The sequence below is a fragment of the Rhodococcus sp. WS1 genome (assembly GCF_003797745.1).
In the GTDB taxonomy this organism is placed as follows: domain Bacteria; phylum Actinomycetota; class Actinomycetes; order Mycobacteriales; family Mycobacteriaceae; genus Rhodococcus_F; species Rhodococcus_F erythropolis.
The window spans coordinates 146,909-173,677 of the sequence record NZ_RKLZ01000003.1; the positions used below are offsets into that span (position 1 = coordinate 146,909).

Annotated in this window: 26 protein-coding genes; 22 read left to right on the forward strand and 4 right to left on the reverse strand. The window is 63.3% G+C overall.

Going from position 1 to position 26,769, the window contains the following annotated elements; all coding sequences use genetic code 11:
* The first annotated feature begins 1 nt into the window (after position 1).
* The 9 genes from EEB12_RS25765 to holA all read left to right on the forward strand — a co-directional run bounded on the left by EEB12_RS25765 (position 2) and on the right by holA (position 9,313).
* Positions 2 to 1,465 (forward strand): vWA domain-containing protein, encoded by a 1,464-nt coding sequence (locus EEB12_RS25765; RefSeq protein WP_020908216.1) that lies wholly within the window; start codon positions 2 to 4, stop codon positions 1,463 to 1,465.
* A gap of 18 nt (positions 1,466 to 1,483) precedes the next feature.
* Positions 1,484 to 2,200: a nicotinate-nucleotide adenylyltransferase gene (nadD, locus tag EEB12_RS25770; RefSeq protein ID WP_080657183.1), complete on the forward strand. Its 717-nt coding sequence runs from the start codon at positions 1,484 to 1,486 to the stop codon at positions 2,198 to 2,200.
* A gap of 46 nt (positions 2,201 to 2,246) precedes the next feature.
* Entirely contained in the window at positions 2,247 to 2,693 is a 447-nt protein-coding gene (rsfS, locus tag EEB12_RS25775; protein WP_003944502.1) for a ribosome silencing factor, read from the forward strand.
* Positions 2,690 to 3,364: a histidine phosphatase family protein gene (locus EEB12_RS25780; protein ID WP_141488764.1), complete on the forward strand. Its 675-nt coding sequence runs from the start codon at positions 2,690 to 2,692 to the stop codon at positions 3,362 to 3,364. The genes rsfS and EEB12_RS25780 overlap by 4 nt, the downstream gene beginning before the upstream one ends.
* Positions 3,351 to 4,133 carry a diglucosylglycerate octanoyltransferase gene (gene octT, locus EEB12_RS25785; RefSeq protein WP_019749052.1) on the forward strand — a complete coding sequence of 261 codons (783 nt, stop codon included), beginning with the start codon at positions 3,351 to 3,353 and terminating at the stop codon, positions 4,131 to 4,133. Before EEB12_RS25780 ends, octT begins: the two co-directional genes overlap by 14 nt.
* 4 nt (positions 4,134 to 4,137) lie before the next feature.
* Entirely contained in the window at positions 4,138 to 4,980 is an 843-nt protein-coding gene (locus EEB12_RS25790; protein WP_020908214.1) for a DegV family protein, read from the forward strand.
* An 81-nt stretch (positions 4,981 to 5,061) separates the two neighbouring features.
* Complete coding sequence (locus EEB12_RS25795) at positions 5,062 to 5,982, forward strand: ComEA family DNA-binding protein (RefSeq protein WP_141488765.1); 921 nt, start codon at positions 5,062 to 5,064, stop codon at positions 5,980 to 5,982.
* Positions 5,979 to 8,339, forward strand: a complete 2,361-nt coding sequence (locus EEB12_RS25800; RefSeq protein ID WP_141488766.1) for a ComEC/Rec2 family competence protein — start codon at positions 5,979 to 5,981, stop codon at positions 8,337 to 8,339. The genes EEB12_RS25795 and EEB12_RS25800 overlap by 4 nt, the downstream gene beginning before the upstream one ends.
* A complete protein-coding gene (gene holA / locus EEB12_RS25805; RefSeq protein ID WP_099698214.1) occupies positions 8,336 to 9,313 on the forward strand; it encodes a DNA polymerase III subunit delta in 978 nt (325 codons plus the stop codon). The genes EEB12_RS25800 and holA overlap by 4 nt, the downstream gene beginning before the upstream one ends.
* 661 nt (positions 9,314 to 9,974) lie before the next feature.
* Here holA and rpsT read toward each other — a convergent pair.
* Positions 9,975 to 10,235, reverse strand: a complete 261-nt coding sequence (gene rpsT / locus EEB12_RS25810; RefSeq protein WP_003944567.1) for a 30S ribosomal protein S20 — start codon at positions 10,233 to 10,235, stop codon at positions 9,975 to 9,977.
* A 197-nt stretch (positions 10,236 to 10,432) separates the two neighbouring features.
* On the opposite strand from rpsT, the gene EEB12_RS25815 reads away from it, so the two are divergent.
* From EEB12_RS25815 to EEB12_RS25830, 4 genes are read left to right on the forward strand one after another with little or no spacing between them, the layout of a single operon-like run.
* Complete coding sequence (locus EEB12_RS25815) at positions 10,433 to 12,055, forward strand: circularly permuted type 2 ATP-grasp protein (RefSeq protein WP_019749047.1); 1,623 nt, start codon at positions 10,433 to 10,435, stop codon at positions 12,053 to 12,055.
* A gap of 56 nt (positions 12,056 to 12,111) precedes the next feature.
* Positions 12,112 to 13,083 carry an alpha-E domain-containing protein gene (locus EEB12_RS25820; RefSeq protein ID WP_019749046.1) on the forward strand — a complete coding sequence of 324 codons (972 nt, stop codon included), beginning with the start codon at positions 12,112 to 12,114 and terminating at the stop codon, positions 13,081 to 13,083.
* An 8-nt stretch (positions 13,084 to 13,091) separates the two neighbouring features.
* The gene (locus EEB12_RS25825; RefSeq protein ID WP_007731033.1) at positions 13,092 to 13,922 is read left to right on the forward strand and encodes a transglutaminase domain-containing protein; all 831 of its coding nucleotides are present in this window, start codon (positions 13,092 to 13,094) and stop codon (positions 13,920 to 13,922) included.
* 59 nt (positions 13,923 to 13,981) lie between these two features.
* A complete protein-coding gene (locus EEB12_RS25830; RefSeq protein WP_019749045.1) occupies positions 13,982 to 14,755 on the forward strand; it encodes an aquaporin in 774 nt (257 codons plus the stop codon).
* Between the two features lie 30 nt (positions 14,756 to 14,785).
* Here the strand turns inward: EEB12_RS25830 and EEB12_RS25835 are convergent, their stop codons facing one another.
* Positions 14,786 to 15,319 carry a type II toxin-antitoxin system PemK/MazF family toxin gene (locus tag EEB12_RS25835; RefSeq protein ID WP_020969977.1) on the reverse strand — a complete coding sequence of 178 codons (534 nt, stop codon included), beginning with the start codon at positions 15,317 to 15,319 and terminating at the stop codon, positions 14,786 to 14,788.
* A 72-nt stretch (positions 15,320 to 15,391) separates the two neighbouring features.
* Between EEB12_RS25835 and lepA the strand changes: the two genes are divergently transcribed.
* From lepA to EEB12_RS25850, 3 genes are all read left to right on the forward strand, one after another.
* Positions 15,392 to 17,284: a translation elongation factor 4 gene (gene lepA / locus EEB12_RS25840; RefSeq protein WP_141488767.1), complete on the forward strand. Its 1,893-nt coding sequence runs from the start codon at positions 15,392 to 15,394 to the stop codon at positions 17,282 to 17,284.
* 6 nt (positions 17,285 to 17,290) lie between these two features.
* Positions 17,291 to 18,220: an NAD(P)H-dependent flavin oxidoreductase gene (locus EEB12_RS25845; protein ID WP_080910054.1), complete on the forward strand. Its 930-nt coding sequence runs from the start codon at positions 17,291 to 17,293 to the stop codon at positions 18,218 to 18,220.
* Positions 18,221 to 18,300: 80 nt separating this feature from the next.
* The gene (locus tag EEB12_RS25850; RefSeq protein WP_258537402.1) at positions 18,301 to 19,281 is read left to right on the forward strand and encodes an ABC transporter substrate-binding protein; all 981 of its coding nucleotides are present in this window, start codon (positions 18,301 to 18,303) and stop codon (positions 19,279 to 19,281) included.
* Positions 19,282 to 19,338: 57 nt separating this feature from the next.
* On the opposite strand, the gene EEB12_RS25855 is transcribed toward EEB12_RS25850, so the two are convergent.
* Positions 19,339 to 21,297 (reverse strand): glycoside hydrolase family 15 protein, encoded by a 1,959-nt coding sequence (locus tag EEB12_RS25855; protein WP_003944557.1) that lies wholly within the window; start codon positions 21,295 to 21,297, stop codon positions 19,339 to 19,341.
* Positions 21,298 to 21,379: 82 nt separating this feature from the next.
* Between EEB12_RS25855 and EEB12_RS25860 the strand changes: the two genes are divergently transcribed.
* From EEB12_RS25860 to EEB12_RS25880, 6 genes are all read left to right on the forward strand, one after another.
* A complete protein-coding gene (locus EEB12_RS25860; protein ID WP_003944489.1) occupies positions 21,380 to 21,586 on the forward strand; it encodes a hypothetical protein in 207 nt (68 codons plus the stop codon).
* Between the two features lie 123 nt (positions 21,587 to 21,709).
* Positions 21,710 to 21,799 carry an Ms4533A family Cys-rich leader peptide gene (locus tag EEB12_RS31080; RefSeq protein ID WP_309599318.1) on the forward strand — a complete coding sequence of 30 codons (90 nt, stop codon included), beginning with the start codon at positions 21,710 to 21,712 and terminating at the stop codon, positions 21,797 to 21,799.
* A gap of 196 nt (positions 21,800 to 21,995) precedes the next feature.
* Complete coding sequence (locus EEB12_RS25865; protein WP_003944569.1) at positions 21,996 to 23,027, forward strand: sulfate ABC transporter substrate-binding protein; 1,032 nt, start codon at positions 21,996 to 21,998, stop codon at positions 23,025 to 23,027.
* Between the two features lie 7 nt (positions 23,028 to 23,034).
* Positions 23,035 to 23,883: a sulfate ABC transporter permease subunit CysT gene (cysT, locus tag EEB12_RS25870; protein WP_003944556.1), complete on the forward strand. Its 849-nt coding sequence runs from the start codon at positions 23,035 to 23,037 to the stop codon at positions 23,881 to 23,883.
* Complete coding sequence (gene cysW / locus EEB12_RS25875) at positions 23,880 to 24,686, forward strand: sulfate ABC transporter permease subunit CysW (RefSeq protein ID WP_003944503.1); 807 nt, start codon at positions 23,880 to 23,882, stop codon at positions 24,684 to 24,686. Before cysT ends, cysW begins: the two co-directional genes overlap by 4 nt.
* The gene (locus EEB12_RS25880; RefSeq protein WP_020908203.1) at positions 24,683 to 25,732 is read left to right on the forward strand and encodes a sulfate/molybdate ABC transporter ATP-binding protein; all 1,050 of its coding nucleotides are present in this window, start codon (positions 24,683 to 24,685) and stop codon (positions 25,730 to 25,732) included. Before cysW ends, EEB12_RS25880 begins: the two co-directional genes overlap by 4 nt.
* 127 nt (positions 25,733 to 25,859) lie before the next feature.
* Here the strand turns inward: EEB12_RS25880 and EEB12_RS25885 are convergent, their stop codons facing one another.
* On the reverse strand, positions 25,860 to 26,756 hold the full coding sequence (locus EEB12_RS25885) for a universal stress protein (RefSeq protein WP_019749037.1): 897 nt from the start codon (positions 26,754 to 26,756) through the stop codon (positions 25,860 to 25,862).
* Positions 26,757 to 26,769 lie beyond the last annotated feature (13 nt).

Below are 26,769 nucleotides of genomic sequence, written 5' to 3' on the forward strand. Positions count from 1 at the left end.
CATGGCTCCCGCAGGATCGACGTCGCCGCTCTCACCCGGCGGCCTGGCAGCGCCGCACGGGATTCCCGGTCACCTCGTCGATTTTGTCGAGGCTCTGCGACGCCGCGGAATCATGGTCGGCCCGTCCGAGACCGTCGACGCCGGTCAGGTCATGTCGGTTCTCGACCTGCTCGATCGTGAAGCGCTTCGTGAAGGGCTGGCATGCTCGCTCCTGCGTCGACCTACCCACCGGGCGACGTTCGACGCCGTCTTCGACCTGTGGTTCCCCAAGGCGATCGGTGACCGTGCGGTCGGCGACGTCGACGTCACACTGCCGCGCAAGCCAGACGGCTCGATCGACCTACAGGCATTGCGTGAGCTGATCGCCGAACTGCTGACAGACGGCAGCGACGAGGCGATGGAGATGACCGAACTCCTGACCGCCGCGATGGTCGAGGAACTCGGGCAGTACCAGTCGAGTAACGGCCCGTCGTTCTCCGCCTATCAGGCGCTGCGCGACGTCGCCCCGGAGACGTTGCTCAACAAGATCCTGCAAGGTCTACTCGGCAACCAGGAAGGCGCCGGGTCCGAGGGCAAGGACAATTCCGACTATCAGTCCGAGGTCGCCAAGCGCACGGCAGCGCAGCGCATCGCGGACTTCCGCAAGATGGTCGAGAAGGAAACGCGTCGACGCACCGCCGAGAATCTGGGTAAGGAACGCGTCGCCACGTACGGCGTTCCGAAACTCGCCGAGGAAGTCGACTTCCTGCGGGCCTCCGACGCCGAACTCACCACACTGAAGAAGAACGTCGCACCACTCGCCCGTCTGTTGGCCAGCCGTCTCGCGGTGCGTCGTAGCCGCTCCCGCTCGGGTTCGATCGACCTGCGTCGCACGTTGCGCAAGTCCATGTCGACGGGCGGAGTGCCGATCGATCTGGTGCAGCGCAAGCCGAAGCGAGCGCGGCCGGAACTTGTGGTGATGTGTGACGTGTCGGGTTCGGTGGCGGGATTCAGCCATTTCACCCTGCTCCTCGTCAACGCGTTGCGCGAGCAGTTCTCACGAGTGAGGGTGTTCGCGTTCATCGACACGACCGACGAGGTCACGCGGTTCTTCGACTCGAACGCAGACCTCGGGTCCGCGATGTCACGGATGGTGCGTGAAGCCGAACTGATCACCTACGACGGCCACTCCGACTACGGGCACGCCTTCGGGGTCTTCCAGGAGAAGTTCGCGCAGTCGATCACCAGTCGCACATCGCTGCTGGTACTCGGCGACGGTCGCAACAACTACCGCGATCCCAACCTCCAGTCGCTGTCGCAGATGGTTGCGGTTGCCAAGCACGCACACTGGCTCAACCCTGAGCCGAAGGGGCAATGGGGAACGGGTGACTCCGCGGCGAAGGTGTACAACGAGGTCATCAGCATGCACGAGTGCCGCTCGGCCCAGCAGCTTGCCGACGTCGTGTCCCGTCTGCTGCCGGTCTGACCCGTAAGCTCGACACTCGTGCAGAAGGGACTATCGGTGGAACGTGCTCGACGCCTCGGAGTGATGGGTGGCACCTTCGACCCCATTCACCATGGCCACCTCGTTGCGGCCAGTGAGGTCGCCGACCGGTTCGGACTCGACGAAGTGATCTTCGTCCCCACCGGGCGGCCCTGGCAGAAGCAGGGGAGGGGCGTCAGTCCTGCCGAGGACCGGTACCTCATGACGGTCATCGCCACCGCCTCCAACCCGCGGTTTTCCGTCTCTCGGGTCGACGTCGACCGTGAAAAAGTGACGTACACCGTGGACACACTGCGAGACCTCCGGGCCTACCATCCCGACGCCGAACTCTTCTTCATCACCGGTGCCGATGCGCTGGCCAGCATCCTTTCCTGGCAAGATTGGGAAGAGTTGTTCGCATTGGCGAAGTTCGTCGGGGTATCGCGACCGGGTTTCGATCTCAATGCAGAGCATCTGGCCGGTCACCTCGACACCATGCCCGCCGACGCGGTCACGTTGATAGAGATTCCGGCACTTGCCATTTCGTCGACCGAATGTCGGCGTCGGGCAAGTGAAGACCGCCCCGTCTGGTACCTGGTGCCGGACGGAGTGGTGCAGTACATCTCGAAGCGGAACCTGTATCGACCTGTCGACGCGGAGCGCCGCGACGGAGCTACAACGATGTCGGAGCCCGCACCGGGGAAGTCGGAAGCCGTCCCGGGCGCCGAATCGAGCTAGCCGAGAACAACAAGTACTTTCTGAAGACGAAACTGGAGAACATCGAGTGAGTGCAAACACCGAAGCCATCGACATGGCACGCATCGCGGCCTTGGCAGCCGACGAGAAGCTGGCCACCGAAGTGGTGGTGCTCGATGTGTCCGAACAGTTGGTCATCACGGACTGCTTCGTGATCGCATCTGCGACCAACGAGCGTCAGGTCAACTCGATTGTCGAGAACATCGAAGACCGCCTCCGCGAAGCGGGACACAAGCCGGTCCGCCGTGAAGGCACCCGCGAGGGCCGCTGGGCACTGCTCGACTACGCCGACATCGTCGTCCACGTCCAGCATGACGAGGAGCGCAACTTCTACGCTCTCGATCGTCTGTGGAAGGACTGCCCGACGGTCGAGGTCGAAGGCCTCGGACAGAACCGTCCCGGCCCCGCCGATGCCAACACGGTGTTCGAGACCGACACGGTTTCCGAGCCGGACGCGCAGGATCCCTCGCTGTGACTTCGTCGGCGCCCAGTGCGGCGTCGAACCCTGTCCGCCGGCTCATCCTGCTGCGTCACGGACAGACCGAATACAACGCCGACTCTCGGATGCAGGGGCAACTCGACACCGACCTGTCGGAGTTGGGACGCACGCAGGCCAAGAGTGCAGGTCCGGTGATCGCCGATCGCAGACCGTTGACGATCGTGTCCTCGGATCTGCGGCGCGCGTATTTCACGGCAGTCGCTGTCGGTGACGCCGCCGGACTTGCGGTCCTCACCGACACGCGTCTGCGTGAGACACACCTGGGTGAATGGCAAGGCCTGACTCATCATGACGTCGACGAGCGCACTCCCGGTGTGCGATCTGCCTGGCGAGCGGATGCCACGTTGGCGCCGCCCGGCGGCGAAAGCCGAATCGACGTCGCGAATCGCAGCCTCCCCGTAGTTCACGAATTGCTCGACACGCACCCGGACTGGGCCGAGCGGCCCGTAGTTCTGGTGGCGCACGGAGGCTTGATCGCGGCACTGACAGCGGCATTGCTCGACTTACCCGTCGATCGCTGGGCCGTCCTCGGCGGATTGGGAAACACCAGTTGGGTGCAACTCAGCGGACACGGTGACGTCAAGTCGATCGAGTGGCGACTCGACGTATGGAATGCTTCTGCGAGTGTCGCAAATGACGTCCTCTGAAAGTGCCGACGGGCAGCGCCCCGTCCTCCTCGTGCTCGCGGATTCGCTGTCGTATTTCGGCCCCAAAGGCGGCCTCGCGGCAGATCATCCACGCATCTGGCCCAACATCGTGGCCGACGAACTCGGCTGGGACGTCGAGTTGGTCGCCCGTATCGGCTGGACGTGCCGCGACGCGTGGTGGGCACTGACTCAGGATCCTCGTGTGTGGGCGGCGGTGCCGCGGGCCGGCGCCGTCGTGTTCGCGGTCGGCGGTATGGACTCGCTACCGTCCCCATTGCCTACCGCGCTCCGCGAGACCATCCGCTACGTTCGTCCTCCGGCGCTTCGACGCGTGGTGCGCGAGGGTTATCAGTGGCTGCAGCCGCGGCTTGCACCTCTGGGCCGCCCGGTCGCACTTCCGCCCAAGCTGAGCGTCGAGTATTTGGAAAGCTCGCGAAATGCGTTGGAGTACATGCGGCCGGAACTGCCGATGATCGCGACCCTGCCGTCGGTGCACCGCAGCGATGCCTACGCGAGCGTGCACGCCGGACGACCTGCCGCGGTGTCCGCGATCACCGAGTGGGCTACGGAGAAAGACGTTCCCGTAGTCGATCTCGCGGATGCAGTGCGTGACAACGTCTTTTCCGAGAACGGCAACCCCGACGGTATTCACTGGGGTTGGGACGGTCATGTCGGTGTAGCCCGCGCGATGATCGCTGCGATTCGCGGGGTGGAGTCGAAGAAAGTGGTTTCGCCGCAACTGGTATCACCGCCGAGCGAAGTCGGGTAGCAGAATGCCGGTCGTCGTCGTCACGGATTCCTCCGCCTGCATCCCGCAGGAGTCGGCCGACGCATGTGGGATTCAGGTGGTTCCGCTCCATGTGCTCCGTGACGGCTGCGACTTGCGTGAGGGTGTCGACGCAATGCCGAGCGACCTGTCAGGAGTGACAACGGCCGGAGCGTCGCCCGCCGAGTTGTCCGAAGCGTATGCACGCGCCCTGGACATGAGCGACGGTGACGGCGTTCTCGCCGTGCACATTTCACGGCAACTCTCGGGAACGTGGGAAGCCGGACGAGTCGCAGCCCAGGAGTTCGGTGGCGCCGTCCGGATCGTCGATTCGCAGTCGGCCGGAATGGGTTTGGGCTATCCCGCTCTCGAAGCTGCGCGCTTGGCCGAGAAGGGTGCGTCACTCGAAGAGGCGTACGGCCGGGCGGTCGACGTCGCGAGTCGTGGGCGCTGCTACATCGTCGTCGACAAACTTGATCAATTGCGTCGGGGCGGACGAATCGGAACCGCAGCCGCGTTGTTGGGTACTGCATTGGCGATGAAGCCGATCCTGCATCTGGTGGACGGCAAGCTCGTGCTCGGTGAAAAAACACGTACGACCACCAAAGCGCTTGCACGCTTGGTGGATTCGGCAGTCGAGCGCGCCGGTCTCGGCCGCGTGGCGATAGCCGTGCATCACATGCGAGCGCGAGAGCGTGCCGATGCGATAGCGGAACAGTTGGCCGAGCGCATTCCCGATGTGGCGGAATCCGTGGTCACCGACTTCAGCGCGGTTATCGGAGCGCACGTCGGTGTCGGCGCGATCGGTGTTGTGGTGTGCCCGCTGCCGGAGATCGACACGAGCGCCTGATCGTTTCTCCACAATCCGCGAGTTCTCCACAGACTGAAATTGTTCGCCTTCGGCGGCATGGTCTCTCGTTAGCGTCCTGTCATGAGGATCAGCGAGGAGCGCGAGCGGGCGCGTGATCGCCTCGCGGCGATGGACGGGAACTACCGGCAGCGACAGGCCGTCGACGACTTCGAGGATTCAGCGTCTTTCGAGAGGTCCCCGCAGCCATTCGAGAGGCCCCCCGAGTGGCTTCAGGACTTCGACGAAGACGAATACGAGGCTCAACCCGACTCGTCACGGTTCGATCGGCTGCCCGAGCGCTGGCGCGGTACACGTTGGCGCCCGAGCCGATCGGCGACCTGGGTGTTGGCGATTGTTGCAGTTCTGGCCACGGCAATCGGCTTGTTCACGGTGTGGTGGGATTCTCCGAGTTTGCAGGCGGTCCCACCGTTGCCCTCGCCCCAGAATGTCACGGAGCAGAATGTCACGGCGCAGAATGTCACTGCCGACGATGGTGAATCAGCCAGTCCCGTACCGACCGGCGTCGTAGCGGAGCAGCCGCCTGAGGCTTTGGTGGTCAGTGTCGTCGGACTCGTGCACACGCCTGGGCTCGTCAACCTACATTCGGGCTCGCGCATCGCCGACGCGCTCGCTGCGGCAGGTGGAGTGCTCGAGGGCGCCGAGACGGTGGGCCTGAATCTGGCACAGAAGCTTGCCGATGGTGATCAGATCGTGGTGGGGGCCGCCGATCAGTCCGGTGGTGTTTCAGCGAGTTCGAGTACCACTGCGGGAGGGACCGGCCCCGCCGCCGCGGGGGAATCCGGCGGGGCTGGGTTGGTGAACCTCAACACCGCTACCGAGGCCGAACTGGACGACCTTCCCGGGGTAGGGCCGGTAACAGCTGCGGCGATCATCACCTGGCGAACTTCCAACGGAAAATTCACGGACATAGAACAATTGGGGGAAGTCGACGGGATCGGCCCGGCAAGGTTGGCCAAACTGCGAGTGCTGGTGTCGGTGTGAACGAACCGGAAGCCTCGCCGGTCCTCGACGCTCGACTGCTTCCGTCGGCCGTCGCAGTGTGGGGGAGCAGTGCGGTGGGGATCCTGTTCGGCGCGGTCGCCGCGTGGGTACTGGCGGTGGCATGCGCTATTCCAGCGGCAATCCTCACTTACGCGGTTGTGCGCCGGACATCTGCGGGGTGGGCACGAATCATGTTGGTTGCATTGCTGTTCGGTGCCGGATGCAGTGTCGTCATCGGGTGGCGGGCGACCGAGGTCGAGGGGCACCCACTGACCCGAGCTGCCCTCGAAGGATCGTGGGTGAGTGTCGAAGTGGAACCCTCGGAGGATCCGCACGCAGTCTCTGGCGCGGCGGGTCAAGGTCAGATTTTCTTCAGGGCAACCGTCAATTCGGTGACTTCCCAGAATCGCAGGTACTCCGGAGGCGGCCTGGTCACGATCCGGGCGCCCAGTTCGTCGTGGCTCGAAGTTGTTCCAGGGCAGAGCCTGACGGTTCGCGGCCGGGCGAGTCAGCCATGGCGTAGCGATTCCACGCTCGCCGTGATCACGTCCGAGGGGCCTCCCGTCGCGGTGGGAGAAGTGCCCTGGTATCAGCGATGGGCGAGTGTGGTGCGTACTCGTTTCGCCGCTGCGTGCTCGGCTGCGCTCCCGCCGGATCAGGCAGGTCTGCTGCCTGGCCTCGTCGTCGGAGACACATCGGCGTTGTCGCCGGTGGTGAAGGACAACTTCACCGTTGCCGGGCTTTCCCATCTCACCGCGGTGTCCGGCGCCAATATCAGCATTCTGCTCGGGGCGGTTCTGCTGCTGGTCAGAGCCGCGGCGCTCAGTCCGCGCGTCGGCGCTGCTTTGGCGCTGGTAGCCCTCGTTGCGTTTGTTGTCGTCGCGAGGCCGTCGCCGAGTGTTCTGCGCGCCTCGGTGATGGGCCTGATCGGCCTGCTCAGTCTGGTGACCGGTCGACGCAAACAGGCACTGCCTGCTCTTTCCGCAGCCGTCATCGTGCTGGTTGTCGTGATGCCCGAACTTGCCGTCGACTGGGGGTTTGCGCTGTCGACCACGGCCACGGGCGCGCTGGTGATCATTGCTCCGGTGTGGGTGGACGTGCTTCGTCGACGAGGTTGGCCCCGTTGGTTTTCGGAGATGACAGCTGTCTCGAGTGCTGCGTTTGTCGTGTCTGCGCCACTGGTGGGCGCCATGGCGGGAACCTTCAGCGTGGTTACGATTGCCGCGAACATGGCCGTGGGGCCTGTGATCGGAATCATCACGGTGTTCGGTGCGGTGATTGCCTTGTGTGCGCTGATTTGTCCCCCGATCGCGGTGTTCGTCACGCCGCTGGTCCGGCCGCCGATGGGGTGGCTGCTGTACGTGTCCGAGCGGGCGGCGGCGCTTCCCGGAGCGTCGGTGGTGGTGCCGTCAGGGCTCATCGGTGCTCTGGTCGTCGTGGGCGTCTTACTGGCCGCGGCGCTGACGCTGTGGAATCGGATCTCGAGATGGGTGGTCGGCGTCCTCGTTCTGGGAGTTGTTCTAGCCCTCGTCTTTCAGCACGTGTTCGGCGGTGGTCGTATTGCTCCGGGGTGGGTACTGGTGATGTGCGACGTCGGTCAAGGGGACGGTCTTGTGCTCTCGACTGGAGACGGCAGGGTGATCGTCATCGATGTCGGTCCTGATCCCACGTCGATGGATCGTTGCCTGAACATGTTGGACGTCAACGACATCGCGTTGCTGATAATCAGTCATTTTCATGCCGATCACATCGGTGGATTGGAAGCAGTTCTGGGTGGGCGTTCGGTCGCTGCGGTCGGAGTCGGGTCGATGTTGTTGCCGGAGTCAGGTTTTCGGGCGGTAAAGGATGCCGCCGAGTCGCACGGCGTTCCGGTTGTCTCGTTGCGGGCAGGTATGGAGTTGACGTTGGGATCGGTGAACGTGGAGGTTCTCGGACCGTTGCTTCCAGCTCCCCGCGATTCCGTCGATGCCGCAGATGCAGCCAACGATCAGTCGCTGGTGGTGATGGCGCACACGGGCGCGGGTCGAATTCTGTTGACGGGCGACGCCGAAGTTGCGGGGGAGGAGGCCGTCCTCCGATCGGGAACGGACGTGAAGGCCGATGTGTTGAAGCTGCCCCATCACGGTTCTCGGACCACGTCGTCGGCTTTTCTGGAAGCGGTGCGTCCGAGGTTGACGATGATCAGCGTCGGCGACGGCAACAGTTTCGGGCACCCGAATGAGGAGGTTCTCGACGAACTGGTTTCGTTGGGCGGGGCGGTGGTTCGGACCGACGTCGACGGCACCGTCGCTGTGTACGGCGGGGGCGGCGGGTCTGTGTCGATCGTGTCGGTTCCTCGTGGGACCATCTTCGGGTGAGTAATCCGTCTGTAGTCGATCCGCTGCATCTTGTTCTCGGGGACGACGAGTTCCTGATCGACCGCACGGTATCGCAGCTCATCAGAGCCGTCCGCGGTGACCGCGGCCAGGGTATTTCGGATCTCCCGGTGACCAAGATGCGTGCCGGAGACACCAATGCTCCCGAGTTGGCTGAGCTGCTCAGCCCCTCTCTTTTTGCCGAAGACCGTGTGATCGTCCTGGAATCGGCCGCAGAAGCAGGCAAAGATGCCGTAGCTCTTGTTCTCGAGGCGGCGCGTGAGCCGGCAGAAGGCGTCGTTCTGATCGTCGTGCACTCGGGCGGCGGTCGCGCGAAGGCGTTGGCGCCGGCCCTCGAGAAGCTCGGCGCGACGGTTCACAACTGCGGAAAACTGAACAAGAGTCAGCTTGTCGACTTCGTCCGGGGTGAGTTTCGGACCGCCGACGTGAGGGTTGCTCCCGATGCGATCGCCGCGATGATCGAAAGCGTCGGCTCCAACCTTCGCGAACTTGCGTCGGCCTGCTCGCAATTGGCGGCAGATACCGGCGGCAAGATCGACGTGGATGCAGTCCACAAGTACTACTCGGGCAAGGCCGAGGTTTCCGGATTCGATGTGGCCGACAAAGTTATCGTCGGCGATACCCGGGGTGCGCTCGAGGCTCTGCGATGGGCTGACCAGATCGGAACGGCGCACGTTCTGCTCGCTGACGCCCTCGCCGATGCAGTCCACACCATCGCGAAGGTCGGCCCGTTTGCGCGGGGCGGTGACCCGTTCCGGTTGGCGTCGGATCTCGGGATGCCGCCGTGGAAGGTCAAGAAGGCGATCAAGGAAGTCGGCGGTTGGGATCCCACGTCGATCGGCGCTGCGATGCAGATCGTCGCCGCTCTCAATGCCGACGTGAAGGGCGCCGCAGTCGACTCGTCCTTCGCTCTGGAGATGGCAGTGCGGAAAGTGTGCGCGTTGCGGAAGAACTGAGGACAACATGGCCTATCGCGCGGCCGGCCAGAAGTAGTCCGACGACAGTGGCGGCCGTGGCCTCGGCCACCCGGTAGTCGAGGCGTTTCGCGCAGGCTTGCTCCAACTGGGTGTGCGAAATGGCCTGAGGCCGTGTCGTTGGTTCACCAGTCCTGATGTCGGTCACTCGTAGGCAGTCGTTCGGCGCCGGATTCATCACACTGCCGCAGACAATTGTTTCTTGGCCGATGCTGTCTACCGGCACCTTCACGGTGGTGAGTAGCGCTCGTCCAGTGGCGAGAAACGCCAGAATCGCAACGAGTGAACACATCACGCCGAAGAAGATCCAGAATTCGCCCCGTTGCCTGCGGCTCCACCATCCGTAGCTTGCTGCGACTCCGACTACTGCAACCGTCAATGATTCCCACCAACGAGGGATCCCCAGGGCTGCCAATACGCCGAAAGCGACGACCGCCCAGTAGCCAGTCGTGAACAACCAGCTGCGAGGGCGTTTCCCGTTGACCGCCATCATCAGATGGTCGCAGCCCGGTCCACATATTCCGTGCAAGACATGGATGGCGGGTTTTTGCTCTGATTGAGCACGCAAAATAGCCGCCTGGTCTTTCGACCTGGCGGCTATCGAGACGAACCAGTATGACGGCGAACCGTCACAGTGGAAACGTCAGAGCTTGTTGGCAGCCTGCGAGAGTGCAGACTTCTTGTTGGCAGCCTGGTTGGCGTGAATGACGCCCTTGCTGGCTGCCTTGTCGAGCTTGCGGCTGGTGGAGACGAGGAGCTCGTTGGCCTTGTCCTTGTCACCGGCTGCCGCAGCCTCGCGGAATGAGCGGATCGCGGTACGCAGCGAGGACTTCACCGACTGGTTACGGAGTCGGGCCGCCTCGTTGGTACGGATTCGCTTCACCTGGGACTTGATGTTGGCCACGCGTAAAATCCTTGTCGTCTTTAGCTGGTTACGGTCGAGAAAGCTGTGGGCGCACTGATGCACCGACTGGCAAGATTACCAGCCGAGGGCCCAAGAACCCAAACCGTCGCACGTTGCGTCTGTCGAGAAGAGTACACCGAGCGCCCGATTTCTCGCCGCGCTGCCGAATAGCCCCACTTGTAGCAGCATGTTGCCCTATGACGCCGCCGCCTTCGAAAAGTTCGAGTAAAACAGGTTCGACCACCACCCGAGCGCGTCCTGCCGCAGTGTTCGACGGATATTCAGACATCGGTCGCTACGAGTTGGCTTTCGACGAGATGTTCGAGCCCGACGGCTCGGTGCGTGCCCCGTACAAGGGTGTGTACAAAGCCCTGGCGCCGACGAGCAGCGCCGACCTTGCCGCGCGTGCCGACGCACTCGGACGCGCATTCATCGACCAGGGCGTGACGTTCTCGCTGTCCGGGCAGGAGCGACCGTTTCCGTTGGATCTGGTGCCGCGCGTCATCGCCGCGCAGGAGTGGTCGCGGCTGGAAAAGGGCATCAAGCAGCGAGTGAAGGCGCTCGAGTTGTTCCTTGCGGACATTTACGGCGAGCAGCGAATCCTGCGCGATCACGTGTTGCCGCGCCGCCTGGTGACCTCGTGCGAGCACTTCCACCGTGAAGCAGCCGGCATCGTGCCGCCCAACGGTGTGCGAATCCATGTCGCGGGTATCGACCTGGTCCGAGACGAGGCGGGAGAGTTCCGAGTTCTCGAGGACAATCTGCGATCTCCGTCCGGTGTCTCCTATGTGATGGAAAACCGTCGCACCATGACTCGGGTGTTCCCGGATCTGTTCATGTCCCACAAGGTGCGGGCGGTAGGTGATTACGCAACACACCTACTGAGGGCACTGCGTGCGGGTGCTGCACTCAACGAAGCGGACCCGACAGTGGTTGTTCTCACACCGGGTATCGCCAATTCCGCCTATTTCGAGCATTCATTGCTCGCTCGTCAGATGGGTGTGGAACTCGTCGAAGGTCGCGACCTGTTCTGCCGCGACAACATGGTGTACATGCGCACGACGGAAGGCGAGCGTCAGGTCGACGTCATCTATCGCCGCATCGACGACGAGTATCTCGACCCGATGCACTTCCGTCCGGATTCGATTCTCGGCGTCGCAGGCCTACTGAATGCGGCGCGAGCGGGCAACGTGGTGATCTCGAGTGCCGTCGGCAACGGAGTCGGTGACGACAAACTCGTCTATACCTACGTTCCGCAGATCATCGACTACTACCTCGGTGAGAAGCCGCTCTTGCAGAACGTCGACACGTTCCGCTGTTGGTTGGACGAGGAGTGCGAGCAAGTCCTCGACCGCGTCGCCGAACTCGTCATCAAGCCGGTGGAAGGGTCCGGCGGCTACGGAATCGTCTTCGGACCGGACGCGAGTCCCAAGGAACTGGCCGCGATCACCCGCAAGATCAAGGCAGACCCGCGCGGGTGGATCGCGCAGCCTCTCGTGCAGCTGTCCACGGTGCCGACCAAGATCGACGACGTTCTCTCGCCGCGCCACGTGGACTTGCGACCCTTTGCCGTCAACGACGGTGAGGACGTGTGGGTGTTGCCCGGCGGCCTGACCAGGGTGGCACTTCCGGAAGGTTCGCTGGTGGTCAACTCGAGCCAGGGCGGCGGAAGCAAGGACACATGGGTGCTCGCCAGCCGCAGCTCGGACGAGGACCCAGAGCTGTCCGGTGAGGAACTGGTGTCCGAGCCCCCGGAATCCGCGGAGCCGGTGCAGGGACCCGAACTGAGCACCTCTCAACAGCAGCAGCAACAACAGTGAACACCTCAGAAGTGCCCAGCTACCAAGAACTATCAGCGAACGGAGCGTGGTGACCGATGCTTGCTCGCAACGCAGAGTCCCTCTACTGGATCGGCCGCTACGTCGAGCGCGCCGACGACACCGCTCGGATCCTCGACGTCGCCGTCCACCAACTGCTCGACGACGCAACCGTCGACCCGGACCGCACGTCGCGTCTGCTCCTGCGTGTCCTCGGCATCGAAGCGCCGGAGGAGAAGCTCGACGTACGCTCGCTCACCGATCTGGTTGCGTTCAGCCGCAATCAGGTTGGATCGATCGTGGACTCGCTGGCAAGTGCCCGTGAGAATGCTCGCGGAGCACGTGAGGTCACGTCGAGCGAGATGTGGGAGTGCCTGAACACCACGTACAACGGACTGGCGGAGCGTGAACGCGCGTCACGCAGGCTGGGGCCACACGAGTTCTTCCGTTATGTGGAGGAACGCGCAGCGATGTTCGCGGGGCTGGCGGATTCCACGCTCAGCCGCGACGACGGTTACCGGTTCCTTCTGCTGGGCAGGTCGATCGAACGTGTCGACATGATTGTGCGGATGCTCCTGGCGCGCGCTGGTGACCGCCCGTCGTCGCCGGCGTGGGTCAGTGTTCTTCGCTCGGCAGGCGCACATGACACGTATCTGCGTACTTATCGCGGAGCGCTCGACGCCAATCGGGTGGTCGAATTCATCTTGTTGGACAGACTCTTTCCGCGCTCGGTGTTCCATTCGATCAGGCAGGCCGAGAAGTGCCTGCAGGAACTCGACCCGCAGCCGGGCAGCCGCGTCGGAATCCGGGCGGAGGCGCCGCGGCTTCTCGGCCGCGCACGCAGCGAACTGGAGTTTCTGCCGCAGGGCGTGTTGCTCGAAGATCTGCAAGGACGGTTGCTCGGTTGGCAGGAGACCTGTCGCGAACTGGGTGAGGCGATTGCATTGCAGTACTTCCACGCTGCGCCGTGGGTCGCGTGGACGGATGCCGGCGCCGCGTATGCGGAGTCGACGGTGGAGGGAGAGCTGTGAGCTGGCGAATGAGGGTCGTGCACACCACGGGATATGCGTACGACGCCCCGGTGACGTCGTCGTACAACGAAGCGCGATTGACACCCCGCGGCGACACCAGGCAGACGGTGATCCTCACGCGCGTCGAAACCCAGCCGGCAACGCGTTCCTATAGGTACACCGATTACTGGGGCACCGCGGTGACCGCCTTCGACTTGCACGCGCCGCACACGGAGTTGGAAGTGACCGGACTGTCGGTGGTGGAGACGGAACCGTTTGTTCAGCCTGAGGAAACCGTCGACTGGGATGAATTGTCGGGAAACGCGATTAAAGATCGATTCAACGAACAACTGAGTTTCACGAGATATGTTCCGCGTGATCGTAAGCTGGCGACAATTGCCAAGGAATTGCGCAAAGATAAATCACCTGAAGATGCAGTAGTGGCTGCGTCGCAATGGGTTTACGGTGAAATGTCATATGTTCCGGGTACGACCGGAGTGCATACGTCGGCGGTCGAGGCCTGGTCGGCCAGGAAAGGCGTCTGCCAGGATTATGCACATCTGACCTTGGTGTTGCTTCGAACGATGGGCATTCCCTGTCGGTACGTTTCCGGCTATCTCCACCCCAAACGTGATGCGGCAGTCGGGGACACGGTGGTCGGGGAATCGCACGCGTGGATCGAAGCGTGGACCGGCGCGTGGTGGGGATATGACCCGACCAATGCGATAGCTGTGAATGAACAGCATGTCTCGGTCGGAATAGGAAGGGACTATTCGGATGTGCCGCCTTTGAAGGGAATCTTTTCCGGTGGACGCTCCACAGATCTCGAAGTTGTTGTGGAGATCACCAGGCTTGCGTAAAGTCCGGCAAATCTAGGCGCGTGAGCATTACTACCGTTCGATGAGAAGAAGGTGGGAATATGTCTCCAACTGCACAGGAATTGACTGAGATCGAACCGATCTCGGATGTGAAGAAGTATGCGGCCGAAGCGGTGGGGACATTTGTGCTCGTGTTCTCCGCGGTCGGAACTGCCGTCTTCGCAGGTGCGAAAGTCGGCAATCTCGGAGTTGCCTTCGCATTCGGCTTGACCCTGCTGTTCCTCGTATATGCGATCGGACCGATTTCCGGTTGCCACGTCAACCCAGCCGTGACTCTCGGCCAATTCGTGATCGGGCGCATCTCGGCCGTCAATGCGGCGATTTACGTTGTCGCGCAAGTGATCGGCGGCTTGGTCGCCGGCGTCGTGATCTACACGGTGGCCAACAGTCTCCCGGCGTACAACCGGGCCGCAGATGGCCTCGGCGCAAACGGTTGGGGCGCACACAGTCCGTCGGCCGAGAAGAATCTTCTCGGACAGGTGGTTTCCGACGGTTACGGCATCGGTGCCGCCATGATCATCGAGATCCTCCTGACCGCACTGTTGGTATTCGTCGTTCTCGCGTCGACCGACCAGATCTCCGACGTGCCGCTCGCCGGGGTGTCCATCGGCTTCACCCTGGCCGTCATTCACCTGATCTCGATCCCGATCGACAACACCTCCGTCAACCCTGCTCGAAGCCTCGCTGTCGCGCCGTTCCAGGACGGTGCACTCGGTCAGGTGTGGTTGTTCATCGTGTTTCCGCTGATCGGCGGTGCGCTCGGTGCACTCATCTATCGAGCACTCTTCGGACGGTTCAACCGTCTGGACAGCTGATCGATACTGTTTCCATCGTTCGGGTCGGCTTCAGCTCCAGCTGAAGTCGGCCCGAAGTTTTGCCGCGACCGCGTCGAACTTCTTGTGATCCATGACGGCGCCCTCGCGCCGAATCCCGCTCTCGGGAACGTCGAGCACCCGGTCGAGCCGGACCCAGCTGGGCCTTCCCTCGCCGTCCCACGGGCCCGAACCGATTGCGAGCCAATCACGCTCGCCTTCGCGTTTGCTCTGCGAGGACAGCATCAAACCGAGCAGCGTGTTGCCGTCGCGGCCGACAACCAGCACCGGGCGGTCTTTGCCCTGGGTCGGATCCTCCTCGTAGGCAACCCAGGTCCAGACGATTTCGCCCGGATCGGCCTTGCCGTCGAGGTCGGGGGAGTACTCGACCTTGCGGGCGCGATGTGCGGTCGGAGACGTTCGCGCGGCGATCGGGCGGCCGGACGGACCCGGCTTCGAGGCAGACGACTGAGACGTGGACGACTGCAACTGGCGCAGCAACGCAGGGCCCTTCTCCACCGCGAGGGCGCCGAGGGTTCTGCCGATCTGCTTCCACATGCTTGCCATAGCGTTCGAGCATAATCACCCACCCGTGGGAACCCCTGGTACGGCGGCGCCGAGACTTGGATATCCTGAGGGTTGACAGTGGCCCGGATCCGGGCCGGTGCCGGTCCGACTAAGGGGTCTCCCATCAGCAGCTTCGCCGACAAGACGTTCACGGATCCTGCGCAGATCCGGAACTTCTGCATCATCGCGCACATCGACCACGGTAAGTCGACGCTGGCAGATCGCATGCTTCAGCTCACCGGCGTGGTCGAAGAGCGGGCGATGCGTGCGCAGTACCTGGACCGCATGGACATCGAGCGTGAACGCGGCATCACCATCAAGGCCCAGAACGTTCGTCTGCCCTGGACCGTCGACGGCGAAGAATTCGTCCTCCACCTCATCGACACACCCGGCCACGTCGACTTCACGTACGAGGTCTCCCGCGCGCTCGAAGCATGTGAGGGTGCAATTCTGCTGGTCGACGCAGCTCAGGGCATCGAAGCTCAGACGCTGGCCAATCTGTACCTGGCGATGGAGAAGGATCTCAAGATCATTCCCGTCCTCAACAAGATCGACCTCCCGGCCGCGGATCCCGACCGCTATGCCGAAGAGATTGCGCACATCACCGGCTGCGAGCCAGGCGATGTCCTGCGCGTCTCGGGCAAGACCGGCATGGGCGTCAGGGAACTGCTCGACGAGGTGATCAAGCAGGTACCTGCACCCGTCGGCGATGCAGACGGCCCCGCCCGCGCGATGATCTTCGACTCCGTTTACGACGCGTACCGCGGCGTGGTCACCTACGTGCGTGTGGTCGACGGTCGGATCCGTCCCCGCGAGAAGATCACGATGATGTCCACGGGCACCACACACGAACTGCTCGAGGTCGGCATCATCTCGCCCGAGCCGAAGGCCAGTATCGGTCTGGGCGTCGGCGAGGTGGGCTACCTCATCACGGGTGTGAAGGACGTCCGCCAGTCGCGCGTCGGTGACACCGTCACCACAACCCGCAACGGCGCGACCGAACCGCTGGTCGGCTACCGCGATCCGAAGCCGATGGTCTATTCCGGTCTCTACCCGATGGACGGCTCGGACTACCCGGTGCTGCGCGACGCTCTCGACAAGCTCCGTCTCAACGACGCCGCCCTGGCGTACGAGCCGGAGACGTCGGTTGCCCTCGGATTCGGCTTCCGCTGCGGCTTCCTCGGCCTGCTGCACATGGAGATCACCCGCGACCGCCTCGAACGTGAGTTCGGCCTCGAACTGATTTCCACTGCGCCCAACGTCGTCTACCGCGTCGTGATGGAGGACGGGGCCGAGGTCATCGTCACCAACCCGTCGTACTGGCCGGAAGGCAAGGTGCGCGAGGTCTACGAGCCGGTCGCCAAGTGCACCGTCATCGCCCCGAGCGAGTACGTCGGCGCCATCATGGAGCTGTGCCAGTCCCGTCGCGGTGAGCTCGGCGGCATGGACTACCTCTCCGAGACTCGCGTCGAACTGCGCTACGAACTGCCCATGGGCGAGATCATGTTCGACTTCTTCGACGCCCTCAAGTCCCGCACCAAGGGATACGCCAGCCTCGATTACGAGGAGGCCGGTGAGCAGCAGGCCGACCTGGTGAAGGTCGACATCCTTCTGCAGGGCGAGGCCGTCGACGCGTTCTCCTCGATCGTGCACCGCTCCAACGCCGGTGCTTACGGCGGACGCATGACGTCGAAGCTTCGTGAGCTGATTCCTCGCCAGCAGTTCGAGGTTCCGATTCAGGCCGCGATCGGCGCGAAGATCATCTCGCGCGAAAACATTCGCGCAATCCGCAAGGACGTTCTTGCCAAGTGCTACGGCGGCGACATCAGCCGTAAGCGCAAGCTGCTCGAGAAGCAGAAGGAAGGCAAGAAGCGCATGAAGACCATCGGTCGCGTCGAGGTGCCGCAGGAAGCATTCGTGGCGGCCCTGACGTCGGAATCGGTCGGCGAGAAGCCCAAGAAGTAGGAGCGCATGGTCACCACCTGGTTGTCCCGAGAGTTCGGAATCGAAATCCCGGTTCTCGGGGCGCCCATGGGTGGTCGCGCGGGCGGCGCGCTCGCCGGAGCTGTTTCGGCGGCCGGTGGGTTGGGTCTGCTCGGTGCGGCCCGGTACAACACACCGGAGTGGATCGAGGCCGAAGCCGAAGTGGCCCGCTCGATCGGCGGAAAGTTCGGCGTCGGCCTGATGACGTGGTCGCTGCCCGAGAACGAGTTGATGCTCGACGCCGCGATTGCCGTCGAGCCGACCATGATCACCTTGTCGTTCGGTGATCCCGCCGCGTATGTCGGACGAATCCACGATGCGGGCATTCCCGTTGTGTCACAGATCAATACGCTCGAGGACCTTCGTATTGTCGAGGCCGCAGGTGTTGACGCTGTGATCGCGCAAGGCGGTGAGGCAGGCGGTCACACGGGCCGAATCGGAACCTTGCCGCTGCTGCAGGAGATCCTCGAAGCGACATCACTTCCGGTGCTGGCAGCCGGCGGAATCGGAACCGGACGCGGTTTGGCCGCCGTCCTGGCGGCCGGTGGCGAAGGCGTGATGATCGGAACGGCGCTGCTCGCCAGCCCGGAGACGGTCGGGCCGGACTATGCCCGCGACCGCGTCGTCGAAGCCGGAAGTGCGGACACGATTTACACCTCGGTATTCGACCGAGCGCGCAGTCAACCGTGGCCGCAGCGGTGGGGTGGCCGCGCGGTGGCCAACGAGTTCACTGCCGCGTGGCACGGAGTCGACGCCGACGAGGAAACGCTGGCACAGGCGTACGACCCGTCGGATCCGCACAGCGGAGTCGTCTATGCCGGAGAAGCTGTCGGACTCGTGCACGGAACCCATCCGGCCGGCGATGTGGTTCGACGCATCGGCGCGGATGCGGAGCGTCTGCTCTCTCGTTTCGCCTGAAAGCAAGGTCGGACACAGCCGGGTCCCATATGAGAAGGTAAGCCTCTACTAACTAGTGGAGGAGTATTTTCGTGCGTGCGATGAAGTTCTCGGCGGTGACTCTCTTGGGAGCACTGGTCGTAGGTATCAGTGGATGTTCGTCCTCGGACGCCGACGAGATCGCGGACGGTCGGGTCACCACGATCGATCACAAGTTCGGCGCCACCACGATCACCGGGACGCCGACGCGTATCGTCGCGGCCGACACCCAGTGGCTCGACGCTCTGCTCGAACTCGGAATCCAGCCGGTGGGGTACCTGGCTGCCGGCCCGATGGGCGACGAGCGTGGCCTGTTCCCGTGGGAGAGCGGCGTGGACGCGTCGGCGAAGGAACTTGATCGCTCGGCGATCCAGCAGTTCGGTGTCCCGCTCAAAGCTGAAGAAATTGCAGCATTGGATCCCGATCTGATTCTCGGCGGGTTCTCCGTCGCCGATCAAGACGATTTCGACCAGTTGAGCAAGATCGCTCCGACAATTGCCGGTCTGTCCGACGTCCAGGTCGATCCGTGGCAGGACCAGGTCGAGATTCTCGGTCGAGTTCTCGACAAGGAGTCGCGCGCCGACGAGATCGTCGAGGCGACAAGCGGGCAGATCGATGCGCTCGCGCAGCGGCTGCCAGGCCTGAAGGGCAAGACGGCGCTTCTGTCGCAGTACGTCTTCCCGACGTCGCAGTTGGTGATCGTCGCCGATCCCAAGGACGGCGCATCGGGATTGTTCACTAGCCTGGGAATGTCGTTGCCGCCCAAGCTCGTCGAAGAGGCGGGCGTTACCGGTGGCCGGCTGATGCTCAGCCCCGAACGGGTCGACGCTCTGAGCGCCGACGTCGTGGTGTTGCTGCCGAACGGCGGAACGCTGGAAGACATGATGAAGCTGCCGGGGTTCGCTGACCTATCCGCAGTCAAGAGTGGCGGTCTGGCCATCGTCGACTATCCGACAGTTGCCGGGTTGAACACTCCGTCGTCGCTGTCGCTGAAGTACTCGCTCGAATCGATCACGCCGCAGCTCGAAGCGGTGGCCGGCTAGCACTGCTGTGCGCCTTTATTAACCGCGGGCGGTTAATAAAGGCGCACAGCAGGGGGTCTAGGTCGCGTTGTGCGCGGGCTGGAAAGCTCCGGCTTCGGCAGCTTCCTCGGCGCGGATCACGTGGACCACGGCGTTGATCAGCGCCAGGTGTGTGAACGCCTGCGGGAAGTTACCCAGATGGCGACCGGTGTGGGCGTCGATCTCCTCCGCGTACAGCTTGAGCGGGCTCGCGAACCCGAGCAGGCGCTCGCAGAGATGCTTTGCCCGATCCAGTTCGCCGATCTCGACGAGGGCGGAGACGAGCCAGAAGGAACAGATGGTGAACGTGCCCTCCTCGCCGCTCAATCCGTCGTCGGTGGTGTCGACGCGATAGCGCAGGACCAGCCCCTCCTCGGTGAGCTCGTCGGCGATCGCCAGCACCGTTGCCCGGATGCGCGGATCGTCGGCCGGCAGGAAGCGCAGCAGCGGTGCCAACAAGAGCGACGCGTCGAGTGAGTCGTGGCCGTACCGCTGTGTCAGAACTCCGCGCGAGTCGACGCCGTGCGCGAGGATGTCGGCCTTGATCTCGTCCGCGATGGCCGTCCATTGCTGCGCAAAGCTCTTCTCGCCCTGCATCTCCGCCAGCTTGGCGCCGCGATCGAGTGCGACCCAGCACATGATCTTCGACGACGTGAAGTGCTGTGGTTCACCGCGCACTTCCCAGATCCCACGGTCGGGTTGGCGCCAGTGCTTGATCGCTTCCTCGACCTGCTTCTTGAGTAGCGGCCACAGCGCTTCGGGGACACGCTCGCGGGTGCGGATGTGGAGGTACACCGAGTCGAGCATGGTGCCCCAGATGTCGTGCTGCTGTTGATCGAATGCGCCGTTGCCGATGCGCACGGGACGGGCACCGTCGTATCCGGAGAGATGGTTGAGTTCGGATTCCTCGAGTGTGCGCTCGCCGCCGATGCCGTACATCACCTGCAAGGGATGTGGCTGACCGTTGTCCGAACTCGACACGTCGTAGATGAAGTTGAAGAAGTCGTTGGCCTCACGGTCCAACCCGAGCGTGTAGAGACCCCACAGTGCGAAGGTGGAATCGCGAACCCACGCGTAGCGGTAGTCCCAGTTACGTTCTCCGCCTGGTGTTTCCGGAAGCGAGGTCGTCGATGCCGCGAGCAAGGCTCCGGTCGGCGCGTAGGTGAGCCCCTTGAGTGTGAGCGCACTGCGCTGCAGGTATCCGCGCCACGGGTGATCGGGGAACTTGCCGATCGTCACCCACTCGCGCCACGACTTGGACGTCTGCCACATCTTGTCGGCGGCCTCGTCGAACGTCTGCGGCGCGGGAAGATCCGACCACGAGAGCGCGACGTACACGTTGTCGCCTTCGACCAGTCGCGTCCGGGCCCGAGCCTCACGACCTTCCAGGCCCAGTCGTAGGTCGGTGGTCAAGCGCAGAGTTGGGTGGTCTCCGGGCTTGGCGGAGCGACACGTTGCCGTTGCTTCCTCGTAGACCTTTCCGGTGTACTCCCAATTCGCCGTGCCGCGGTGATAGTCGAACGCGGGCTCGCAGCTCATCTCGAGTTCAACGGTGCCGCTGACGCACTTGACCGTACGGAGAAGGGTGTGTTCGGCATCCCAGTCTGTGGGTGTGCGCTTGTGGGTGTTCGATCGCTTGTCGACGTTGTGCCAAGGACCGAGAACCAGGGCGTCGCGTACGACGAGCCAGCCGGTCTCGGTCTGCCAGGTGGTCTCGAGAATGAGTCCACCCGGCAGATAGCGTCGGGCGGCCGGGACGTTCTGGCCGTACGGGCCGATGCGGAAATGGCCTGCGCTGCGGTCGAGGATGGCACCGAACACGCTGGGGGAGTCCGGGCGGGGAACGCACATCCACTCGACAGATCCGTTACGGGCAATCAGGCACGAGGTTTCGCAATCGGAAAGAAACGCGTAGTCGTCGATAGGGGGAAAGTTGCTTCGATGGTGACCCGTGGAGGCGGGAGGAATAGTCTGCACCACTTCGTCGTCAGCACTCATTCGGCCATCATCCGGCCAGAATCGACACACGTCCAATCCACACGCTGTCGGGACCGTATCGTCCGAAGGATAGGGTGTTGGCGTGGATCGGATAGCGGATTGGTGGGACAGCTTCGAGCTGTGGATGGCGGGGCTCCCGTTCATCCCGCAGGTCGCGTTGGTCCTGATCGTCGTCGTTCCGCTGTGCCGCCTGGTGGCCATCGGTCTGGATCGCGCGTTGGCCGCCGTTCTCGCTCTGCCGCTCTTCGGCTGGTTGCGTAGGAATTCTCGAGAAGTAGAGGAAAGCTGATGCCCCGCTCACGGGTCACTCTCGCCCTGATCGCCCTGATTCTCCTCGTGATCGTCGCGTGGCTTCTCACCCGTTAGTTCTCCCGATTAGAGCGGGCGCCGGTGCTCTGCTAAAGTCCACCGCGTGTCCGAAGCAACAGCTCCCGTAATCCGCCACCAGTTGGCGTTGATTGCTGTCGGCATGCTCGACGTCGCTGACGTCGCCTGTTGTTGATTTCCTGAGTTCGACCTCTCCGGTGGTGCTGCGCACCCCACTCGAACTTCTCTGCGCGTAACTCGCGCCCCCGATTCAGGGCTCATTGCCCGTCGGCTCTCCATGTCTGAACATCCCGATGGAATCAGCCCCAGAGGTCTCGGACTTGTCGTTTGACCAACCCTCGTTTGTCAGTCCTTTCAGGAAGGTATCTGCAATGAAACGCCGTTCCCGCACACTTCTCACTGCTATCGCGACCATGGGGGCCGTGGTACTCACAGCGTGCAGTGGTGGCTCGAGCGACACCGTGGGTGGTGACAGCGCCGCCAGCGACGGTAGCGCCGGCACGATCAACCTGTTCGCCTACGCCGTGCCGAAGCCTGGCTTCGACAAGCTCACCGCAGCCTTCCAGGCGACAGACGAGGGCAAGAACGTCAACTTCAATCCTTCGTACGGCGCCTCGGGCGACCAGTCGCGCAAGGTGAAGGACGGCGCCGAGGCAGACTTCGTCAACTTCTCCGTCGAGCCCGACATCACCCGCCTGGTCGATGCCGGTCTGGTCGATCAGAACTGGAACCAGGACGCCTACAACGGAATTCCGTTCGGATCGGTAGTCACCATCGTGACGCGTCCGGGGAACCCGAAGGGCATCAAGGACTGGGACGACCTGCTTCAGCCCGGACTCGAGGTCGTCACGCCGAACCCGTTCAGCTCCGGCTCGGCCAAGTGGAACCTCTTGGCGCCGTACGCCGCCAAGAGCGACGGTGGCAAGAACCCGCAGGCGGGGCTCGACTACGTCACCGCCTTGGTCAACGATCACGTCAAGATCCAGCCCAAGTCGGGACGCGAGGCTTCGGAAGCCTTCCTGCAGGGCAGCGGTGACGTTCTGATCAGCTACGAGAACGAGGCACTGTTCATCGAAGGCAACGGCGACCCGGTCGAGCACGTCACCCCGCCCACGACCTTCAAGATCGAGAACCCGGTTGCCGTGATCTCGAACAGCAAGGTCCTCGACAAGGCGACCGCGTTCAAGGACTACCTGTACACGACCGAGGGTCAGACGCTCTGGGCCGAAGCAGGATTCCGTCCCGTTGATCCCGCCGTCGCTGCCAAGTTCACCGACAAGTTCCCCGAGCCGACCAAGCTGTGGACCATCGCAGACCTCGGCGGCTGGAAGGCCGTGGACAGCGCTCTGTTCACCAAGGACACCGGTTCGATCGCAGTGATCTACGACAACGCGACCAAGTAAGACTGACGTGACTGACACTATTGACCCCACCCCCGTGGCTCGTCGGCGAAAACTCGCGCGGGTCACGGGGAGTGTGGGGCCGCTCGGAATCGGAGTGGCCACCCTGTGGCTCTCCGTGATCGTTCTGCTTCCGCTCGCCGCGTTGACCGCCACCGCGTTCGACGAGGGGATCTCCGGATTCTGGGACGCCATCACCGCACCCGTCGCCTTGGCGTCGTTGCGCGTGACGTTGTTGGTCTCGGTGATCGTGGCATTGATCAACGTCGTGATGGGCACGATCATCGCGTGGGTGCTGGTCCGGGACGACTTCCCGGGCAAGCGCATCGTCAACTCGATGATCGATCTGCCGTTCGCGCTACCCACCATCGTGGCGTCGATCGTGCTGCTGTCTCTCTACGGCCCGCAGTCACCGATCGACATCCACCTCAATGCAACCCAGCCCGGACTGATCGTGGCATTGGCCTTCGTGACCTTGCCGTTCGTGGTTCGCTCGGTGCAGCCGGTGCTGATGGAGGTCGACCGCGAAGTCGAGGAAGCCGCTGCATCGTTGGGGGCTTCCAACTGGACGATCTTTCGTTCCGTCGTTCTTCCGACGCTGGCGCCTGCCGTCATCTCCGGCGCGGGGCTCGCATTCGCCCGAGCGATCGGTGAATACGGCTCGGTCGTTCTGATCGGCGGCAACATCCCACGCGTGACACAGATGACGTCGCAGTACATTCAGCAGCAGATCGAGATCGATCGTCCGACCAACGCCGCTGCCGTCTCGGTAGCGTTGCTGGCTATCGCATTCGTGACGCTGTTCGTCCTGCGAATCTTCGCCTCGCGAGGACAGCGACGTGAGGAGAGTTCCCGATGAACGTGTCCAGAGGATCGAAGATCGGTCTGCGGACCATCGCTCTCGTCTACCTGTTCGTGTTGTTGGTCGTGCCGATCGGTGTGATCCTGACGCGAACGTTCGAGAACGGAATCGGCCCGTTCCTCGAATCGATCACGACACCGGCAGCGATCTCCGCGCTGAATCTTTCGCTGATCATCGTGGCGATCGTGGTTCCGATCAACGTGGTGTTCGGTGTTGTCACGGCTCTGGCACTCGTGCGTGGGCGTTTCCCGGGGCGGGGCGTACTGCAGTCGGTGGTCGACCTGCCCTTCGCAGTCTCGCCCGTCGTCGTCGGTGTGTCGTTGATTCTTCTGTGGGGTGCCAACGGTTGGTTCGGCGGCATCGAATCGTTGGGGTTCAAGGTCATCTTCGGCTTGCCAGGCATGGTGATCGCGACGATTTTCGTGACGCTGCCCTTCGTCGTCCGGGAAGTCGAACCCGTACTTCACGAGATCGGCGACGAGCAGGAACAAGCGGCCGCGACGCTCGGTGCCTCTGGTTGGCAGACGTTCTGGCGGATCACCTTGCCCGCGATCCGTTGGGGCTTGACGTACGGAATCGTGTTGACGGTGGCGCGTTCGCTCGGTGAATTCGGCGCAGTCATCATGGTCTCTTCCGGTTTCCCGGGGGTATCCCAGACACTGACATTGCTGGTGCATTCGCGATACATCGACGACCACAACACTTTTGGTGCGTATTCGGCGGCAACGCTGCTGATGGGCATCGCCATCATTGTCCTGTTGCTGATGACGCTGCTGGACCGTAAGAGGAGCACCACATGATCACAGTGACCGGGGCCCGCAAGAACTACGGTGATTTCGCGGCGCTCGACGACGTGACGGTCAACATTCCCTCGGGTTCGTTGACGGCATTGCTCGGGCCAAGTGGCTCGGGAAAGTCGACGTTGCTGCGTTCGATCGCAGGGCTCGAAGAGCTCGATTCGGGAACCATCACCATCGCAGGCAAGGACGTCACCGGCGTCTCGCCGCAGAAGCGTGACATCGGTTTCGTGTTCCAGCACTACGCGGCGTTCAAGCACATGACGGTGCGAGACAACGTGGCGTTCGGGCTCAAGATCCGCAAGCGCCCGAAGCCGGAGATCGAGAAGAAGGTCAACGAACTTCTCGAGATCGTCGGCCTCGACGGCTTTCAGCATCGGTACCCCGCGCAGCTGTCCGGTGGTCAACGCCAGCGCATGGCGTTGGCGCGCGCTCTGGCGGTGGATCCGCAGGTGCTCCTGCTCGACGAGCCCTTCGGCGCCCTCGACGCGAAGGTCCGTGCCGACCTGCGCACGTGGTTGCGTCGCCTGCATGACGAGGTGCACGTCACCACCGTCCTGGTCACACACGACCAGGAAGAGGCTCTCGACGTCGCCGACCGCATCGCGGTGCTGAACAAGGGGCGGATCGAGCAGATCGGTGAACCTGCCGACCTGTACGACCGCCCGTCCAACGACTTCGTGATGTCCTTCCTCGGATCCGTCGCGAAGCTCAACGGGCAGTTGGTCCGTCCGCACGACATCCGTCTCGGCCGCGATCCGAGCATGGCTCTCGCTCAGGAGTCCGGAACGGCCGAGTCCCTCGGCGTCACACGCGCAACCGTCGAGCGCGTCGTGTATCTCGGCTTCGAGGTTCGAGTCGACCTGCGAAACGAGGCAACCGGTGAGTTGTTCTCGGCTCAGGTCACCCGCGGTGACAGTGCAGCTCTGCACCTCGAGGCGGGGGAGACGGTCTACGCCCGGGCTACCCGGGTGCCGGATCTGCCGGAGACTCCGGTGGTGACGCCGGAGCAGGAGCCGGTGACGGTGAGCGTCGTCGGCCAGGTATGACCCGCTAGCCCTGTTTGACCTGTTTCACCCCCACTCCTGTTTGAGCGAACGGCACTTTCGGTCTCCTGATGGCGCCGAAAGTGCCGTTCGCTCAGAGTTGGGGGTTGGGGGCAACACCGAGACGAGTTCAGCCCTCTCGGCAGACGAGGACCGGGCATTGGGCGTGGTGGATGAGGCTCTGACTGGTCGATCCGACTATCGACGCCATGAACGGGCTGCGGCCGTGGCTACCGACGACTACGAGTTGCGCTTCCGCCGAGTGCTCGAGCAGTGCCTTCATCGGTCCGCTGCGCTGGACACTCCGGGTGACTTCGACATCGGGGTACTTCTCCGTCCAGCCGGCGAGGCACTCGGACAGCAGAGCGTGCTCATGCTGTTCGTACGGTCCCCAGTCGACGAAGCGCCTGGCTTCGGAGTACCCGCCGAGCGAGGCGTGCTCGTTCCAGGTGTGGACCGCAACCAAGGGCGCGCCGAGGAACGCGGCAAACTCGAAAGCATGCGCGACGGCGAGTTCGCTTAGCTTGCTTCCGTCGACGCCGACGACGATGGGCCTGGTGTCGGCTACCGCGTGCTCGCCGGTACCGCGGAACACCGCCACGGGGCAGTGCGCCCGGTTGACCACTCGAATGGTGTCGGAACCGAGAAACACCGATTGCATTTCGCTGGTACCGGCCTGGCCGAGTGCAACGATGCGAGCGGATTTCGAAAGTTCGACGAGTGTGGTTGCGGGAGTGCCGGTCACGAGGCCGCGTTCGACGGTGACGTCGGTGTGATCGTCGCGAATGGCGTCCTCGGCCTCGTCGAGTAACTTTGCACCCTCGACGCGAAGGTGGTGGTCGAACATCTCTTCGTCGGTGACGTTGGTACCGCCACCTGACTCGGGTTGTCCCGGCAGAACGTGGGTCAGTCGCAATGGTTCGTCGAATCTCTTTGCAGCCGATGCTGCCCACCTCGCGGCGTTGACCGCGCTTGCCGAGCCGTCGATGCCGGCCACGATTCCGTGTCGAACAGATGCACTGGTCATGGAAGTCTCCTCG